Annotated in this window: 16 protein-coding genes; 2 read left to right on the forward strand and 14 right to left on the reverse strand. The window is 65.1% G+C overall.

Translation table 11 applies throughout. The features are described 5' to 3' along the window. Nucleotides 1-4: 4 nt before the first annotated feature. The gene (locus tag K0P03_RS19800) at nucleotides 5-1,063 is read right to left on the reverse strand and encodes a succinylglutamate desuccinylase/aspartoacylase domain-containing protein (RefSeq protein WP_272790405.1); all 1,059 of its coding nucleotides are present in this window, start codon (nucleotides 1,061-1,063) and stop codon (nucleotides 5-7) included. Between the two features lie 155 nt (nucleotides 1,064-1,218). On the opposite strand from K0P03_RS19800, the gene K0P03_RS19805 reads away from it, so the two are divergent. After that, nucleotides 1,219-1,779, forward strand: a complete 561-nt coding sequence (locus K0P03_RS19805) for a methylated-DNA--[protein]-cysteine S-methyltransferase (protein WP_272790406.1) — start codon at nucleotides 1,219-1,221, stop codon at nucleotides 1,777-1,779. Nucleotides 1,780-1,811: 32 nt separating this feature from the next. Here the strand turns inward: K0P03_RS19805 and cml are convergent, their stop codons facing one another. The 13 genes from cml to K0P03_RS19870 all read right to left on the reverse strand — a co-directional run bounded on the left by cml (nucleotide 1,812) and on the right by K0P03_RS19870 (nucleotide 16,101). Beyond that, a complete protein-coding gene (gene cml, locus K0P03_RS19810) occupies nucleotides 1,812-3,005 on the reverse strand; it encodes a CmlA/FloR family chloramphenicol efflux MFS transporter (RefSeq protein WP_443020587.1) in 1,194 nt (397 codons plus the stop codon). Between the two features lie 141 nt (nucleotides 3,006-3,146). Further along, nucleotides 3,147-4,709 carry a glutamine-hydrolyzing GMP synthase gene (gene guaA / locus K0P03_RS19815; protein ID WP_050742689.1) on the reverse strand — a complete coding sequence of 521 codons (1,563 nt, stop codon included), beginning with the start codon at nucleotides 4,707-4,709 and terminating at the stop codon, nucleotides 3,147-3,149. Nucleotides 4,710-4,762: 53 nt separating this feature from the next. Further along, entirely contained in the window at nucleotides 4,763-5,407 is a 645-nt protein-coding gene (locus K0P03_RS19820; RefSeq protein WP_050742688.1) for a 5'-methylthioadenosine/S-adenosylhomocysteine nucleosidase, read from the reverse strand. Next, on the reverse strand, nucleotides 5,404-5,853 hold the full coding sequence (locus K0P03_RS19825) for a PaaI family thioesterase (RefSeq protein ID WP_023512217.1): 450 nt from the start codon (nucleotides 5,851-5,853) through the stop codon (nucleotides 5,404-5,406). The genes K0P03_RS19820 and K0P03_RS19825 overlap by 4 nt, the downstream gene beginning before the upstream one ends. Before the next feature lie 134 nt (nucleotides 5,854-5,987). Beyond that, on the reverse strand, nucleotides 5,988-7,091 hold the full coding sequence (locus K0P03_RS19830) for a DUF1513 domain-containing protein (RefSeq protein WP_272790408.1): 1,104 nt from the start codon (nucleotides 7,089-7,091) through the stop codon (nucleotides 5,988-5,990). Continuing rightward, the gene (locus K0P03_RS19835) at nucleotides 7,091-8,221 is read right to left on the reverse strand and encodes an imelysin family protein (RefSeq protein ID WP_336314291.1); all 1,131 of its coding nucleotides are present in this window, start codon (nucleotides 8,219-8,221) and stop codon (nucleotides 7,091-7,093) included. The genes K0P03_RS19830 and K0P03_RS19835 overlap by 1 nt, the downstream gene beginning before the upstream one ends. Next, a complete protein-coding gene (locus K0P03_RS19840) occupies nucleotides 8,221-9,756 on the reverse strand; it encodes a di-heme oxidoreductase family protein (protein ID WP_272790409.1) in 1,536 nt (511 codons plus the stop codon). Before K0P03_RS19840 ends, K0P03_RS19835 begins: the two co-directional genes overlap by 1 nt. 46 nt (nucleotides 9,757-9,802) lie before the next feature. Continuing rightward, nucleotides 9,803-11,080 (reverse strand): imelysin family protein, encoded by a 1,278-nt coding sequence (locus K0P03_RS19845; protein WP_050742684.1) that lies wholly within the window; start codon nucleotides 11,078-11,080, stop codon nucleotides 9,803-9,805. Nucleotides 11,081-11,291: 211 nt separating this feature from the next. Further along, on the reverse strand, nucleotides 11,292-12,581 hold the full coding sequence (locus K0P03_RS19850) for an RsmB/NOP family class I SAM-dependent RNA methyltransferase (protein ID WP_272790410.1): 1,290 nt from the start codon (nucleotides 12,579-12,581) through the stop codon (nucleotides 11,292-11,294). A 75-nt stretch (nucleotides 12,582-12,656) separates the two neighbouring features. Further along, complete coding sequence (locus tag K0P03_RS19855) at nucleotides 12,657-13,016, reverse strand: septal ring lytic transglycosylase RlpA family protein (RefSeq protein ID WP_037405988.1); 360 nt, start codon at nucleotides 13,014-13,016, stop codon at nucleotides 12,657-12,659. Between the two features lie 364 nt (nucleotides 13,017-13,380). Next, nucleotides 13,381-14,256: an SDR family NAD(P)-dependent oxidoreductase gene (locus tag K0P03_RS19860; protein WP_272790411.1), complete on the reverse strand. Its 876-nt coding sequence runs from the start codon at nucleotides 14,254-14,256 to the stop codon at nucleotides 13,381-13,383. Further along, on the reverse strand, nucleotides 14,253-15,398 hold the full coding sequence (gene queG / locus K0P03_RS19865) for a tRNA epoxyqueuosine(34) reductase QueG (RefSeq protein WP_023516759.1): 1,146 nt from the start codon (nucleotides 15,396-15,398) through the stop codon (nucleotides 14,253-14,255). The genes K0P03_RS19860 and queG overlap by 4 nt, the downstream gene beginning before the upstream one ends. A gap of 10 nt (nucleotides 15,399-15,408) precedes the next feature. Continuing rightward, entirely contained in the window at nucleotides 15,409-16,101 is a 693-nt protein-coding gene (locus K0P03_RS19870; protein ID WP_023516760.1) for a glutathione S-transferase family protein, read from the reverse strand. A 186-nt stretch (nucleotides 16,102-16,287) separates the two neighbouring features. Here K0P03_RS19870 and K0P03_RS19875 point away from each other — a divergent pair, with 186 nt between their 5' ends. Then, nucleotides 16,288-17,094, forward strand: a complete 807-nt coding sequence (locus tag K0P03_RS19875) for an undecaprenyl-diphosphate phosphatase (RefSeq protein ID WP_023515689.1) — start codon at nucleotides 16,288-16,290, stop codon at nucleotides 17,092-17,094. Nucleotides 17,095-17,150: the final 56 nt, after the last annotated feature.

Here is a 17,150-nt window from a genome sequence, read left to right on the forward strand (position 1 = left end):
CGGTTCAGTCCTCCAGCGTGCCGGGCTTGCGGTTCCTGCGGGTCGCCTCGTGGCAGGCGATCTTCATCAGGTCGTCGCCGCGCCGCGCATAGCGGGCGGAGCTGCGGGTGGCGATCAGCCCGTCGTGGCCGGCGGTCACCGCCAGCGTGCCATCCGGCGCGCCGGGCCGGGTGATCAGCGTCGCAAGCAGATCGCCGGCTTTTACCGTCTCGCCGATATCGCGGTGGAAGAGCACGGTGCCGGGCTCCGGCGCCCGTACCATCTCGATATTGTCGAGCGGCACGGCGGAGCCGGCATAGGCTTCCGCTGCATGGGTGGGGTCGGCGACGACGCCGCGTCCGGCAAGGAAGCGCCACAGGCCAGCCGCATCCGCCTTCGCCATGTCGGGATAGACGTCGCGCTTGCCGCGCAGCTCCACGGTCACCGAGAGGCGGCCGGGCACGCTGCTCAGCTTTTCTCCGCCCTGGCGTTTGAAGGCGTAGCCGACCGCCTCCTCGAAGGCGGTGCTCTCGCCATCGGAAAGGAACACGGCTGCCATGTCGAGCGCCGCCGCGAGATCGGCCGCCTCCGGCCAGAAGGCCTCGTCGATATAGGCGTATTGCAGGGATTCGTCGTCGCAGTGCAGGTCCAGCACGAGGTCGGCGCCGAGCGCGGTGTGCAGCAGCGTACGCTTCAGGCGGTCGACGGCGCTGCGGCGGTCGATATCCTCGAGCAGCGTTTCCCGCTCGCCAAGCGCCACCAGCGGAAAGTCACGGTTGAAGTTGGTGCGCGTGCCGAGATCGAACCGGCCTTCCATCTCGCCGAAATGCGATTGCGCAAGACCGATCGGATTGGCCTGCGGGATGACGGTGATGTCGCCGCGGATTGCCCCGTCTTCCTCTGCCTTGCGCAGCCGCTCCACGAGGAAGTGCAGGAGCGCGGTGCCCGGCAGTTCGTTGGCATGCAGGGCGGCCTGGATATAGACGGAGGGCGCCGCGGCATCATTACCCTTGAAGCGGTAAACGGGAATGCGCCATTCGATACCTGCCGTATCGCCGCTGATGATGATCTGCGAATGTTCCACGTCGTCTCCTCGCTGTTTCGCTTTTGGGAACGGGTTATGCGAACTGGCGCAGATGGGCGCAAGTCCCCGGTGACAAACCCGCCGTCGCGCAGGAAACGGGTTGAAAGCAGTCGGGCAAAGCCCGATCTTGTGACAAACGGGAACAGGAGCCGCATATGACCGGCAAAACCCACTATCTGATCTTCGACACCGCGGGTGGCCCCTGTGGTATTGCCTGGACCGCGTCCGGCGTCGTGCGCTTCCAGCTTCCGGGCGAGGATGCGGATACGACGCGCCGCCTGCTTCTGCGCCATCTGCCTGAGGCGGAAGCGGCCGAGCCGCCACCGGCCGTCGCCAGGGCGATTGCCGCCGCGCGGCACTATTTTGCCGGCGAGGAAGCGGATTTTTCCGACGTGCCGCTCGATCTTGCCGGCCAGAGCGATTTCTTCCTGGCGGTCTACGATGCGGCCCGCCGGGTGCATTGGGGCGAGACGACGACCTACGGCGCGCTTGCCCGCGAACTCGGCGCCGGGCCGGAAGCCGCGCGTGAGGTCGGTCAGGCCATGGCGAAGAACCCGGTCGCGCTCATCATCCCCTGCCACCGCGTTCTTGCCGCGGGCGGCAAGGTCGGTGGCTTTTCTGCACCGGGCGGTTCGGTGTCCAAGCTGAAGATGCTGGCGCTCGAAGGGGTTTCGTTTACCCCACCGGAGCCGGCGCAGCAATCCTTCGGGTTCTGAGCACGGGCCAGCAACGCTCGCCCGTGCTCATTTCAGGCGTCATGCCGCCGGTTTTTCAAGCGGGCATGGACGACAAGCGTGATCGTGGCCATTGAGGTGGCATAGCCGACCAGGGGCCAGGCCGTCGTGCCATCGAGCAGGATGACGAAGGCGGTGCCTACAAGGCCGGTGATCAGGCTCTGGACGCAGAAATGCAGGGCAACCGCCGTGCCCGCCGTCTTGCCAAAGGCTCGGAGCGCACCATTGGCGGCGACCGAGGCCGTCAGCACGATGCCGACGGCCATCACCCACACGGGCGGCAGGACGGTCCAGAAGGACGGTGCCGCCAGCATCTGCCCGAGCGCCAGCAGGCCGGCACCGGCCAGCAGCAAGGTCATGCCGCGCACCATGCAGCCCGGGATGCCCCAGCGGCCGACAATACCCTCCGCAAACCGGGCCGTCGCGATCATCACCAGCGCCGCGCTGGCAAAGGCCAGGCTGAAGCCGAACTCGGAAAACCCGGCTTCATCCATCAGGATACGCGGCGCCGTCGAAAAGAAGACGAAGAACGTTCCCATGGCGGCGCTGAAGGCGAGCGTGTAAGTCCAGAAGGCGCCGCTTGCCAGCACGGGGCGGAAGGCGCGTGCCTGTGCCATCGCCGCGGCTGGCCGGGTTTCATGCCATTTCGGCAACGCCCAGAGCAGCATGAGCACGGCGGGAATGCCGAGCGCGACGAAGAGTGCCCGCCAGCCGAGGGCACCCGCGATGAGGGCGCCGGCAATCGGCCCGAGGGCGGGAACGAAGGCCAGCATGGCGTTCATCAGGCCATAGATGACGGCGTTTTCCGGCCGCTCGGCATAGACGTCGCGAATCGTGGCGAAGAGCGCCACCAGCGTCGCCGAAGCGCCCACCGCCTGCAGCAGCCTGAGCGACAGGAAGAGAGGCGCGGAGGTGGTTGCCGCAAGGCCGAAGGAGGCAGCAGCGAAGATTGCCGCCCCCGCAATCAGCACCGGCCGCCGGCCGATCCGGTCGGAAAGCGGGCCGAAGAGCACCTGCCCGACGCCGAGCACAATCATATAGACCGTCAACGTCAGCTGCACCATTTCGGGCGTCGTGTGCAGGATCGAGGGCATGGCGGGCACCACCGGCAGGTAGATGTCCATGCCGAGCGAGGCAAGAATGTTGAAGGGGGCCAGCAGCAGGAGTGCCGCCGGAAGGCTTTTGGTCCACGGGCGTGGATCTTGAATACGCATGACTGTTCATCCGCTAAATGAAAACATTCGGCGGCGTCTGCGCTGTCGAAAAAGATGCGTCAGCAGAACGCCGCAACAACCAGGGTGTCGTTGCGGCCTACTTCACTGCTGTCTTGGATCCCCGCATGCGGTCTCCTATTCCCACTCGATCGTGCCCGGCGGCTTCGACGTCACGTCGTAGACGACACGGTTGATGCCACGCACCTCGTTGATGATACGGGTGGCGGCGCGGCCGAGGAAGTTCATGTCGTAGTGGTAGAAATCGGCGGTCATGCCGTCGACCGACGTGACGGCGCGCAGCGCGCAGACGAACTCGTAGGTGCGCCCGTCGCCCATCACACCGACGGTCTGGACCGGAAGCAGAACGGCGAAGGCCTGCCAGATCTTGTCGTAGAGGCCTGCCTTGCGGATCTCGTCGAGATAGATGGCGTCGGCTTCGCGCAGGATCTCCAGCTTGTCGCGGGTGATGCCGCCCGGGCAACGGATGGCAAGGCCCGGCCCCGGGAAGGGGTGGCGGCCGATGAAGCTATCGGGCAGGCCCAGTTCGCGGCCGAGCACGCGCACCTCGTCCTTGAAGAGTTCGCGCAGCGGCTCGACGAGCTTCATGTTCATACGGTCGGGCAGGCCGCCGACATTGTGGTGCGACTTGATGGTGACCGAAGGACCGCCGGTGAAGGAGACGCTTTCGATGACGTCGGGGTAAAGCGTGCCCTGGGCGAGGAATTCCGCACCACCGAGCTTCTTCGCCTCGTCCTCGAACACTTCGATGAACAGGCGGCCGATGATCTTGCGCTTGGTCTCCGGGTCGGAAACGCCTTCCAGTTCGCCGACGAAGCGATCGACGGCGTCGACATGGATGAGGTGCAGGTTGTAGTGCTCGCGGAACATGGCGACGACGTCGGCCGCCTCGTTCTTGCGCATCAGGCCGTGGTCGACGAGGATGCAGGTGAGCTGCGCGCCGACGGCCTCATGGATGAGGAGCGCCGCAACGGAACTGTCGACGCCGCCCGAAAGCGCGCAGATGACGCGCTTGTCGCCGACCTGCTCGCGGATTGCCTCGACGGCTCGTGCGCGATAGGCCGACATCGACCAGTCGCCCTTGATGCCGGCGATCTTGTGCACGAAGTTGGAGAGCAGCTTCGCGCCGTCGGGCGTGTGCACCACTTCCGGATGGAACATCGTCGTGTAGTAGCGCTTCGCCTCGTCGACGCAGATGGCGAAAGGGGCGTTTTCGGAGGTGCCGATGATCTCGAAACCCTCGGGCGCGACGGTGACGCGGTCGCCGTGGCTCATCCAGACCGGATATTTTTGGCCAACTTCCCAGAAACCCTCGAAAAGCGGGCTCGACTTCAGGATCTCGACATCGGCGCGGCCGAATTCGCGGGCGTGCCCGCCCTCGACGGTGCCGCCGAGCTGGGTGGCGAGCGTCTGCTGGCCATAGCAGATGCCGAGGATCGGCAGGCCCGAATCGAAGACGACCTGCGGTGCGCGCGGGCTGCCCTGGTCGAGGACCGATGCCGGGCCGCCGGAGAAGATGATCGCCTTCGGCTGCATGCGGTGGAAGGCTTCTTCCGCCGACTGGAAGGGAATGATCTCGCAATAGACGCCTGCTTCGCGCACGCGCCGCCCGATGAGCTGGGTCACCTGGCTGCCGAAATCGATGATGAGAACGCTGTCGGGATGAGCTGTCTGGGTCATGGCGAGCCTTTAATGAAAATCCTGTCGCCGCGCAACGGGGAAATGCCGGATTTTCAGCCCTTCAGCACGACGGTCCCGTCGGCGATGGCCGCTTCCAGCCGGTCGACGGCCTCGGCGAGCTTCTCGTCGATGACGTGGAGATACTCCGTCCAGTCGCCGATATGGCTGAGTTCGGCCTTGCCGTCGGATATGCCGCGCAGGCCGACCAGCTTGACGCCGAAGGCCTGGCAGGCGCGCAGTTCCGCAAAGGTCTCCATCTCCACCATGTCCGCGTCGATATCGGCATAGGCGGTGCCGGAGACGATGTTGGCGCCGGTCGAAAGCCGTGCCTCGGATATGCCCGGAATGCGTACGGGAAGCTGCACTTCCACCGGCAGGTCGAGGAAGGGCGTCGCGCCGCGGGTGAAGCCCAGCGGCGAGGCATCCATGTCACGATAGGAGACGGAGGTCGCCTGGTAGACCCCGGTCTGCTCCAGCACCGCCGATCCGGCCGAGCCCAGCGAGACGACGAGATCAGGGAGATCGCCCTCCGCTTTCAGGTGGCAGAGCGCGAGCGTCAGCTGCACGGCCGCCTCCACGGGGCCGACACCCGTCATGAAGGGCGTGATGCGGGTTTTCAGGTGGGGGCCGTATTCGGCATCGACGGCCATCACATAGAGGATGCGGTGCGGGCCGACGGTCTTGAGGGAAACGCTCATCCGGCAATGTCCTCGCGCCCGCGCACCACCATCATCGTGCCCGTCATCGAGGCGATGAGTTTTGCCGGGCCGTCCGAGATGGCATAGCCGCGCCCGTCGGCGACGATGATGTTGGAGCCCGGCTTGGTGACCTCGCCGCGGAAGAGGAAGCGCTCGCCGCGCCCCGGCGACATGAGGTTGACCTTGAACTCGATGGTGAGGATCGCGGCATCCGCGTCGATCACCGAATAGGCAGCATAGCCGCAGGCGGTGTCGAGCGCGGCGGAGATGACGCCGGCATGGAGGAAGCCGTGCTGCTGCGTCAGCTTCTCGTCGAAGGGCAGCTCGATTTCCACCGTGCCATGCTCGATACGGGTGAGTTCGGCGCCGATGAGCCGCATTGCCGGCTGTCGGGCGAAGCTTCGGGTGATGCGATCGGCGAAATCGGCCGGTGGAAAATCGGTCATGGTGCACACAGGTCTGCCGGCATGCCGGCGGGATTGGCGAAGATGGCCGAACGTTTGCACGGGGCATGCTGCACTGCAAGCGCCTTTCCGTTCCCAGGGAAGATTGCGGCGCCCATGACCGCCCTGGGGCACGTTCAGCGGCGCGGCATCAGGCTGGCAATATGCTGGTCCCAGGCGACAGCCTCCCGGCTGCCTGCGAAGCGGCCGTCATAGGAGGAGACAGCAAAGCCCTGCGGCGCTGCGGCGATGCCCGCGGCGTCGGCAACCGTTTCCTCCCGCAGCACCTGGCCGCTTTTGGCCTCCAGAACGACAAAACGTCCGCCATTCGGCGAGGTGAGGCCGACAAGGCCTTCGCGCCGGTTGACGGCGATGGCGCCGACATAATTGGCAAGGCCGATCGTGGTTTCCTCCGGCAGCGAGAGGAAGGTCAGGTCTTCCCCTCGGCCGAAATGGCCGACGAGCGGCGGCAGGTCGTCGCGCGGCCCCTCATACTGGCAGGCGAACCAGATACGTCCCGTGACGTCGAGGTCGATATGGCGGGTGGAAAGCTGGCGCAGCTTTTCCGGCAGCGCATGACGCTCGACAAGCGCGCCCGACGTGGCGTCGATCAGGGCGAGCGAGGGCTCCATGTGGTCGAGGTTCAGCTTGGTGCGGCCGAAATCCGGATGGGTTTCGATACCGCCGTTCGCGGCGATCAGCAGGCGGCCGTCATCGCTGACGGAGAGATCGTGCGTGCCGATACCGTAGGTCGAATATTCGCCGATGCGGCGGTAGCCGTCGCCGGCGTCATAGAGGCCGATCACGCCGCGATTGGCGTCGAAGTCGTTCTCGCTGGCATAAAGGATCCTGCCGTCCGGGGAAAAGCAGCCGTGGCCGAAGAAGTGCCGGTCCTCGGCGGCGGCGATGGTCACGGGTGCAGACCGGCCGTTGCGGTCGGCGATCAGGGCGAAGGTTCCGGGGCGTCGCGCAAAGGCGACGAGATGGCCGGTTGCGGGTGAAAAGGCCATGCCGTGGCTGCGGGCCGGCAGCGGCGTCCTGTCGATGAGCGTGCCGTCTTCCGCCAGGACTGCGATGCCGAAGCTTCCATCGCGTTCCATATAGCCGGAGGCGAAAACGGCGTCGGTCTGCGACAGTGCGAAGGACGGCCGAGGTCCAAGCGCCGCAACCCAGGCGGCACCCGCCATGCGCAGGAAGGCGCGACGGTCGACAAGCGTGCTTGCGGCGCCCGCGGCCCGCATCAGTCGCCGTCCGCGAAGGAGAAGCCGGCGCCGAGCCCGATTGCCCCGCCATATTCGGTGTTGAGGCGCAGGATGAGGTCACGCGTGTTGACGAGGAGGAAAGCGATCTTCTCTTGTTCCTCCGGCGTCGAGACGGCCTTTTCGATGTCGGGATCGATGGTCGGTGCAACGCGGTGCAGTGATTTCAGCACGAAATCGATATTGCCGGCGATGGACATGAAATTGGGATCGATGAGGTCGGCCATGCCGGATGTGTCGAACAGCGCCTGCAGGCCTTCGATATTGGCGTTGATCGAGGTCCAGGTGTTGCCCGAGCGCCAGAAGACCGCCGATTTCGGCCGCGCCGTGCCGCCATTGCGGTAGAAGGTCTCGATGCGCTGGTCGCGCACCGCCTCCGCCCCGTGCACGAGAATGCCGAGGAGGGCGGTGACCGCCTCCTTGCCGGTGCGGAACACCGGGTTCTGCGGGCCGGGATGTTTCCAGTCCTGCTGCACACCGCCGGGGGCGTCCCACGCGGCAACGAGCTGGCCGGCCGTCGTCTCGATGTGGCGGGCGACGGCGGCGGCATAGCGGCAGCGGAAACCGTTCGGTGCTTGCATCAGGGTTTCCGCGCCGGTGCCGTAGAGCGCGAATTCGAGCGCGCCAAAACCCTGGATCGCAACGCTCTTGCCGGCCATGGCCGCTGCGTTCGTATCGGCTTCGTCGGCTTTTTGCAGCAGGGCCTGCACCTGTTTCAGGCCGGTGCTCTTGCGGTCGGGATAGAAGAGGATGCGCTCGAAGCGGTTGTCGTCGATGACGGGGCCGATGCGGACGATCTCGATGCGGCCCCAGTCGGCGACCGCCTGCCGGAAGGCATCGTCGACGGCTGTCCGGCTGCCTTCGGAGGGTGTCTTGCAGAAGGCGGCGGTTGTTTCGGCGAGCGTGCCGGCCGATGCCTGGAAACGACGGTAGCCAGGACGGATGACCTCGTCGACCGCGCGCGTCATGACGCCGACCACGTTCTCGTCCGTCAGCGCGGGCGGCACGGGCGCCTCGCCCTCCTGTGCCAGCGCCGGCAGGGTGGCGGAAAGCATCGCGAAGGCCGTGAGAACGGCGGGAAAGCGAAAGAAGGGACGGGGCCGGCTTGGCATCAGAGGCTCTCCAGGAAGGTCAGAAGGGCGTCGCGGTCCTGTTTTTCCAGCGCGGCGAAGCGGTCTCGGGCCGCCTGAGCCTCCCCGCCGTGCCACAGAATGGCCTCGGTCAGGTTGCGAGCGCGCCCGTCATGCAGGAAGAACGTATGACCGTTAACGGTTTTTGTAAGGCCGATACCCCACAGCGGCGGCGTGCGCCATTCCCGCCCGGTCGCCACGCCGACCGCCTGTCCGTCCGCAAGGCCTTCGCCCATGTCGTGCAACAGGAAATCGGAATAGGGCCAGATGAGCTGGAAGGCATGGGCCTTGTTGCCGGCATCGCGCCGGGTGACGAACTTCGGCTGGTGGCAGCGTGTGCAGCCCGTCTCGTAGAAGACGCGCTTGCCGTTCAGCGTTTCGGCGAAACTCGCCTTGCGCCGGGCCGGCACGGCAAGGTTCTCCGCGTAGAAGGTGACGAGGTCCATCACCGGTGGCGGTGCCTCGGCATCGCCAAGCCGCGTCTGCACGCCATTCGGACGTTTCAGGCAGGCGGTCTGGGCCAGCGTACAGTCGCCCTGGTGCAGCGGCACTTCCGGCGTCGAAAGGCCGATGTCGAAGGCGAAGGCGTCGGCGCTCTGCTGGCGCACGGTGGCCGATTGCGCCTTCCAGCCGAAGCGGCCGAGCGCCTTCTTGCCCGTTGCCGGATCGATGGCGACGGCGGCCTTGCCACTGATGCCGTCGCCATCCGCGTCGTCGGGGTCGGCAAGGGCGAGGATGTCTGCTTCGTGGATTGCCTGGATAAGGCCAAGGCCGAGCATCGGCTGGGTGACGCGCGGAGAAAGCGTCGTCGTCGCGTCGAGATCGCCATATGCGAGACCGGCGACGGAATATCTTGGGCGGCGCAGCGTGACGACCTCGCCTCCAGCAAGCGTTACCGGCTCCTCGGTATAGTCGATCACCATGCGGCCCTCGGCCTTGAGGCCGGGTATGGCGAGATCCTGGAGCTGCCGGCCATAGATCGGGTCCGGCAGGCTCATCTCGCGCAAATCTTTCAGCGCCGTCTCGTCCTCCGGCGTCCTGGCCGCACGGGCGAGTCGCAGGAACATCGATGTCGCCTCGGCGGCGCCTTCCGGCGGATGGCCACGGCCGTCCTTGATGTGGCAGGTCTGGCAGGAGCGCGCATTGTAGAGCGGCCCGAGCCCGTCGGAGGCCTGGGTGGAGGAGGGTGAGGAGACCCAGAGTTTCTGGAAGAGCGCGTTGCCGAGTTTGAACGTCTCTTCTTCCTCGAAGGTGATGTTCTCGGAAAAGTGGGAGAAGCTGTTGATGTTGACCGATGCGAGCGAGGTCGCCGCCCCGCCGGACATCGCCTCATATTGCTCGGCCTTGGAAAAATCCGTCGCGAGCGCCGTCACCGCGGCGACGCGCTTGCGATCCTTTTCGGAGAGATCGTCGCGCCCGCGGTCGGTGGAATGCGCATTTCCCAGAACGAAAACGCCCGCCGCGATGGAAATCGCGGCAGAGACCGCGAGCAGGCGACGGGCGGGACGTTCTGTCATTGCTGGGATCGGGCCGCCGTCCCACGGGGAGGCGGCCCGCCTTCTATCATTGGAAGACAGCGTTAGGATTATCCAGGCTGTCTGAGCCTTCAAGCTCGATCTTGCCGAGGTCCAGCGACCCGATGACGCGCTCGATCGTCTTGGTCTGGTCGATCAGGCTGTCGACGGCGGTCTGGACGACCTTGTTGCCCTCCGCGTTGCCTTCGCCGATCATCTGGTCATAGGCTTCGCCACCTTCCGCACGGTCCACCAGCGCCTTGAAGGCGGTATGGCTGGCGTCGAGCTTGGCCTTCATCTCGGTGTCGAGCGCGGCGTCCTTCTCGGCGACGAGTTCGGAGAGCGACGGGCCGGTCAGCTTCGACCCGTCCGGGCGGGTATATTCGCCCGTATAGACCGTCTGGATGCCGACGACGTCGTAGTAGTGCGAGTTGTGCGTGTTGTCGGAGAAGCAATCGTGCTCTTCTTCCGGATCGTGCAGCAGGAGGCCGAGCTTCATGCGTTCGCCGGCCAGTTCGCCATAGGAAAGCGAGCCCATGCCGGTCAGCATGGCGGTGATGCCGGCCTTCGGATCTGACGTCACGTTCTTGGTGGCGTCGCCGTCGGCGGCCCAGGCCTTCACCATTTCTTCGAGGTCGGTGACCAGCAGCGAGGAGGCGGCCTTCAGGTAAGCGGCGCGGCGGTCGCAGTTGCCGTTGGTGCAGGCGGCCTTGTCATAGTCCGTCGCCGGGCGGTTGCCGGCCCCCTTGCCGGTCCCGTTGAGGTCCTGGCCCCACAGCAGGAATTCGATGGCGTGGTAACCGGTCGCGACGTTGGCTTCCACTTCGCCCGCCTCGTGCAGTTCCTGCAGGACCGCCGGCGTGATGGTGGTGGCGTCGATCGTCTTGCCGCCGATCTCCAGCTTCGGGTTGGCGATGACATTGCCGACGAAGAGTGCGTTCTCGTCGCTTTCCGTGCCGTAGCTGGCATCGACATAGTCGATCAGACCTTCGTCGAGCGGCCAGGCGTTGACCTTGCCTTCCCAGTCGTCGACCAGCGGGTTGCCGAAGCGGTAGGCTTCCGTCTGCTGGTAGGGCACGCGGGATTTCAGCCACGCCTCGCGCGCGGCCTTCAGCGTTTCGTCGCTCGGCTTGGCGATGAGGGCGTCGACCGCCGCGTCGAGTGCCTTTGCGGCGTCGAGCGAGTCGGAGAATTTGGCATGCGCGATTTCAGCATAGTGCTTGACGATCGCCGCCGGGTCGGCCGCCGCATGGGCGGAGCCAATGGCAAGCCCCGAAGTCGCGGCAGCGAGCGCAAAGGCGGCCGTGCGGAGGAAGAAAGTGGTCATGACGTCTCCTGGTGTCCTGTTCGATGTGTCCCCCGACACCGGACGTCACGGCTTGCCTCCCTTGGCCGCCGCCGCCCGGATGGTCCGGCGTACCGCCGGGCCCGGGATTATTCAGGCATTGCTGTCATGGACCAAATAAAAACTGGTGTCAAAGTGTATAGTTTAGAATGGTTTCAAGCTGTTCCGGCACATTTGACAGAGCGCAATCGCCTCAGGCCCTACGGCCCATCGCGCAGAAGAAGAAACCGTCCGTATCGGTCGAGGCCGGCGTCAGGGTGACGGTCTTACCGTCGCGTGACCACGGCTGGGGCTTCTCAGCACCGAACAGCGCCTTCCAGGTGTCGGTCGCGGACAGGATCTCGAAATCCGGATTGGCTGCGCAGAAGCCGTGAACCTGCTCCTCGTTCTCTTGCGGCAGGATCGAACAGGTCACATAGAGCAGGAAGCCACCCGGGCGCACGAAGGCGCTGGCATTGGCGAGCGCTTCCTGCTGCTGGGTGAGGCGCTCCTCGAGGTTCTTTTCGGTAAGGCGCCATTTGGTGTCCGGCCGGCGCCGCCAGGTGCCGGTGCCCGTGCAGGGGGCATCGACCAGCACGCGGTCGAAGCGGCCGTTCAGCGGCGAGAGGCTGGAAATGCTCTCGTGGACCTGCACGTTTCGGGTGCCGGCGCGCTTCAGCCGCTCGATGATCGGGGCGAGGCGCTTGCGGTCGGTGTCGTAGGCGTGGACCTGGCCCTTGTTATGCATGGCGGCCGCCATGGCGAGCGTCTTTCCGCCACCGCCGGCGCAAAAGTCCAATACCTGCTCGCCCTCCTGCGGGACGACGAGATCGGCGACGATCTGCGAGCCTTCGTCCTGCACCTCGAACCAGCCCTTCTGGAAGGCGAGGTCCGCGGTGACGTTCGGCAGGCGCGAGGGGCCTTCGCCCGCGGGAATGCGGATGCCCTCGCGGGCGATAGTAGAGGCGACGGCGGCGTTGCGTTCCAGTGCCTTCAGCACCTTGTCGCGGCCGGCCTTCAGCGTGTTGGCGCGCAGGTCCAGCGTCGGCCGTCCGGCAAGCGCTTTCGCTTCCGCCAGCCATGCTTCGCCGAAATTGGCCTCGAAGGCGGGCTGGATCCATTCGGGAATGTCGCCCTGCACATGCGGCGCGGCGTCATCGAGATTGCGGGTACGGAAAGCGGCGAGCTTCTCGTCTGAAAAGGCTTCGGGCGCAAAGCGGTCGCCGTCGAACTCGGCGGCAAGCGCCTCGGGGGCGAGGCCCCACTGGCGCAGCAGTACAGCATAGCCGAGTGCGGCGGGGCTGTCATCGTCCATGAGATAGGCGTGCGACAGTTTCATGCGCAGCGCGTCATAGACGATATTGCCGATCGCGGCGCGGTCGCCGGAACCGGCGAACCGGTGGGAAAGGCCCCAGTCCTTGAGCGCATCGGCGACGGGGCGCCGCCGCGTCTCGATATCCGTCAGAACCTCGATGGCTCCCGAGAGCCGCCCACCCAATCGCATCCGCATACTCCGTTTTGCGTCGTGGTAGCGGCGGAATGCGCGAAGGGCAAGCCGGGAGCCGCAGAATAGCGGTCGTCAGCCGATGACTTCGTAACAGATCTTGGCGTGGCCGGAACGGATCATGCCGATGTTGGAGGCGGCAGCCTTGGAGAGGTCGAGCACCCGGCCGCGGATGAACGGACCGCGATCATTGATGCGTACCACGACACTCTTGCCGTTGTTGGCGTTGGTGACCTTCACCTTGGTGCCGAAGCGCAGGCTGCGATGGGCGGCCGTCATGAGGTTCGGGTTCATGCGCTCACCGGAGGCGGTGCGCGAGTGCAGCGCATACCAGGAGGCGCGACCGCAACCGGCGGCCTGAGCCTCCGAGAACGTAACGAAGGATGAAGAGGCGGCAACGAGCGAAGCAAGCGCGAGGCTGGAGAGCTTGAGCATCATGTATCGGATGACCTTCCGGGAAAGTTGTGAATTTCCACTGTGTTGATCGCCGTATGAGGAAGCAAAAATGGCAAAAACGTGCCTCAACCCGCCGCAATTGCTGTCGGGGGCCGGCAGGATATACAGTCCATCGCCAGCGATGGAGTTTTAATCTTCGTTAACGTGACAGGAAAGAGTCTTGCGAATCAGTCACTAAACTGGATCGACTTGCGGACCGGAATAGTCATCCGGTAATCGCGCAAATTTTCGGAAAAAACTTTCAATATTAGCAATTTATGCGCAGGAATTCGGCGGCAAAAATGAGGCAGATAAATTCAGGGTTGTGCAAAATCGCAAAAGCCGGCCGGCAAGGTCCGGCCTCTCAGCCTCGCCAGCGGCCAGTCGCGTGGAGTTCGGCGAGCGACTGGCGATAGTCCGGGAAGCGGAATTCGAAGCCGGCAGCGCGCAGCCTGGCATTCGAGACGCGCTTGTTCTCCCCATAGAAAGACCGTGCCATGGAGGAAAGTTCCGCCGTCTCGAAAGGAATATCCGGCGGCACCGGCAGGCCCATCAGCCGGGCAGCTTCCGCCACCACGTCCTGTGGCGGGCCGGGCTCGTTGTCGGTGATGTTCCAGACGCCGCCAAGGGATTTCTCCGCGAGGAAGAGAGCCGAGCGGCCGATATCCTCGACGCGGATGCGGTTGAACACCTGGTCCTTCTTGACGAGGCGCCGTGCGGTGCCCTCGTCCATGTTGCGCAGCGCGTTTCGGCCCGGGCCGTAGATGCCGGCAAGGCGCAATACGGCGACGGGCAGGTCCGAGATCCTGCCGAAGTCGAGCCAGTGGTTCTCCGCCTCCACCCGCTCGATGGAACGGGCGGAAACCGGGTTCAGCGCGGTGTCCTCGTCCACCCAGCCGCCCTTGTGGTCGCCGTAGACGCCGACGGTGGAAAGATAGCCGGCCCAGACGAGCTTCGGCATCAGGGCAGAGAGGGAGGGCATGCCCGCGCGGAACAGCGGATCGCCATCCTTGCCGGGCGCGATGGACTGCACGACATGGGTGGCGCGTGCCATGTCGGCGGCGAGGGCTTCGGGAACCGGGCCACCGTCATAGAGGATCGGTGCGATGCCGAGCGCGCGAAGGTCGTCCGCCTTCTCCGCCGAGCGCGTCGTGCCGGAAACGGAAAAGCCGGCCGCCTTGAAGGTCTGGCCGATGGCCTTGCCGGAAAAACCGGCACCGAGGATCAGGAGGTGCGTCATCGACAGTCTGCCTTCGCTCTTTCATATTCCGCGCGCACATCCGCGTCCGCGTCGTCCGTCCTTCCTGCCGCAAATTTCCCGAATTCGGAAGCCGTCATCAGCCGGGAAAGCGCCCATGCGGCCATGCCACGCACCACGGCTGACGCATCGTCGGCAAGGCGGATGCATTCGGCAATCAGGCTGCGGTCGCCGGAATTGCCGGCGGCAATCAGCACGTTGCGGATGAAGCGGTCGCGGCCGATGCGCTTGACCGGCGAGCCGGAGAAATGCGCACGAAAGCCGGCATCGTCGAAGGTCAGAAGATCGGCAATCGCCGGGGCCTTCAAATCCTCGCGGGCGATGAGCTTCATCTGCGAAGCGGCAGCGGCGAACTTGTTCCAGGGGCAGGCGGCAAGACAATCGTCACAGCCATAGATGCGGTTGCCGATCCTTTCGCGGATGTCCGGGTCGATCGGTCCCTTGTGCTCGATGGTGAGGTAGGAGATGCAGCGCCGCGCATCGAGCTTGTACGGTGCCGGGAAGGCGTCGGTCGGACAGGCGTCGAGACAGGCGCGGCAGGAGCCACAATGGTCGCGCTCCGGTTCGTCGCGGACAAGCTCGGCCGTGGTGAAGAGGCTGCCGAGGAAGAGCCAGGAGCCGTGCGTGCGGCTGACGAGATTGGTGTGTTTTCCCTGCCAACCGAGCCCGGCGGCGGCCGCGAGCGGCTTTTCCATCACGGGAGCCGTATCGACGAAAACCTTCACATCCACCCCGCCGCGGGCGGCAAAGCGTGTCGCCACTTCCTTCAGCTTGCCCTTGATGAGGTCGTGATAGTCGCGGTTCTGTGCATAGACGGAGATCGCCGCCCGATCCGGCATGGCGAGCACGGCGCGCGGATCGTGCGCCGGGCCGTAGTTCATGCCGAAGAGAACGACGGAGCGCACTTCACTCCACAGGACGCGTGGATCGGCCCGTCGCGCCTCGGTCTCCGCCATCCAATCCATGGTGCCGTGATAGCCGGCGGCAAGGAAATCAGCGAGCCGGGGCGGCGCCTCCGGAATGGAATCGGGGCCGGTGATGCGGCAGAGGTCGAACCCCTTGTCCGCCGCTTCCGTCTTGAGGAAGTCGGTCAGGCGGCGCCGGATCCTGTCGTCGCCCGACATCGTCTCGTCCTCAGAAATCGAGGTCCGCGTAGTGCGAAACCGGGGTGACGCCGCGCACGCGCTCGGCGAGCAGCGGGCGGAAGGAGGGGCGGGATTTCAGCCGCTGGTACCACTCCTTGGCCTGGGGTGCATCCGTCCAGTTGATCTCGCCCATATAGTCGAGCACGGAAAGACAGGCCGCCGCGGCAAGGTCTGCATAGGAGAGGCGGTCGCCGGCAAGATAGGTGCGCGAGCCCGCGAGCCAGGAGAGATACTTCATGTGCTGGCGGATATTGGCGCGCGAATTGCGCAGGATCTTGCTGTCCGGCGGGCCGCCGCCCTGGTCCGGTGTCATCTGCAGCTTGAAGATGCGCTCGCGCACCAGCGGGCGCGTCACGTCCTGCTCCATCTTCTGCAGGAACCACTCCGTCAGGCGGCGGATTTCCGCGCGCTGGAACGGGTCTTCGGCGAGCAGCCGGCGGTCGCGCTTCAGAACGCCATGCGTCTCGTCGAGATATTCGGAGATGATGCTCGCGCCACAAAGCGCCCGCATGCTGTCGTCGACATAGACGGGCAGCGTACCGGCCGGGTTGAGGGCGAGGAAATCACGCCGGTTCTCCCAGGGCTGCTCCTCGGCAAGCTCCGTCTGAAACCCGTATTCCGCCAGGATGAGGCGGACGAAGCGGGAGGCGGCGGACATCGGGTGATGGTAGAGTGTGGGCATCAGGCTGCTTTGCTGGTCTTGCGGAAGGGGCTGTGGCCGGGTCGAGCGCGCATGCGGGCTGATTTGACCATGGCTGATTTGACGAACCTATAGAAATTTGGTGGTACAAACACAAGCGAATCGGGCTTTTTGCCGTATGTCCGCTTCATTTCGTGGCTTTCTTCCCCTTTTCCCCAAGGAACCTACATGGCAGACCAGTCCATTGTCAGCGCCCTCATTCTCGGATTGATCGAGGGCCTGACCGAATTCATCCCGGTATCCTCCACCGGTCATATCCTGCTTGCCGGGCACTTTCTTGGCTTCAAGTCGCCGGGCAACACCTTCGCCGTGCTCATTCAGCTGGGTGCGATCCTCGCCATCCTCTCGGTTTATGCGGCCAAGCTGCTGAAGATCGCCTTCGCGCTGCCGTCGAGCCCGGAGGCGCGCCGTTTCGTCATCAGCGTGCTCATTGCCTTCCTGCCGGCGGCCGTCATCGGCGCGTTGGCGCATGACTTCATCAAGACGGTGCTGTTCGAAACACCCATGCTGATCTGCATCGTGCTGATCGTCGGCGGCGTCATCCTCTATGTAATCGACCGCCTGCCGCTGCAGCCGCGTTATACGGATGCCATGCAGTATCCGCCGTCGCTGGCCTTCAAGATCGGCCTCTGCCAGTGCCTTGCCATGATCCCCGGCACCTCGCGCTCGGGCGCGACGATCGCCGGCGCCTTGCTGATGGGCACGGACAAGCGTTCGGCGGCAGAATTCTCGTTCTTCCTCGCCATGCCGACCATGGTCGGCGCCTTCACGCTGGACCTCTACAAGAACCGCGATGCGCTCTCGTCCGATGATCTTCTCGTCATCGGTGTCGGCTTTGCCGCAGCTTTCGTGGCGGGTCTCTTCGTCGTGCGCTCGCTGCTCGACTTCGTGTCGCGCCGCGGCTTCACGCTGTTCGCCATCTGGCGCATCGTCGTGGGAACACTGGGCCTGATCGGCCTTCTGATCTTTGGATGAACGTTCTTGGCCGGCTCTCGGGCCGGCCGGCCTTACTTGACCGAGGCGGTCGTGCA

It is taken from the genome of Shinella sp. HY16 (genome assembly GCF_028534175.1).
GTDB lineage: Bacteria > Pseudomonadota > Alphaproteobacteria > Rhizobiales > Rhizobiaceae > Shinella.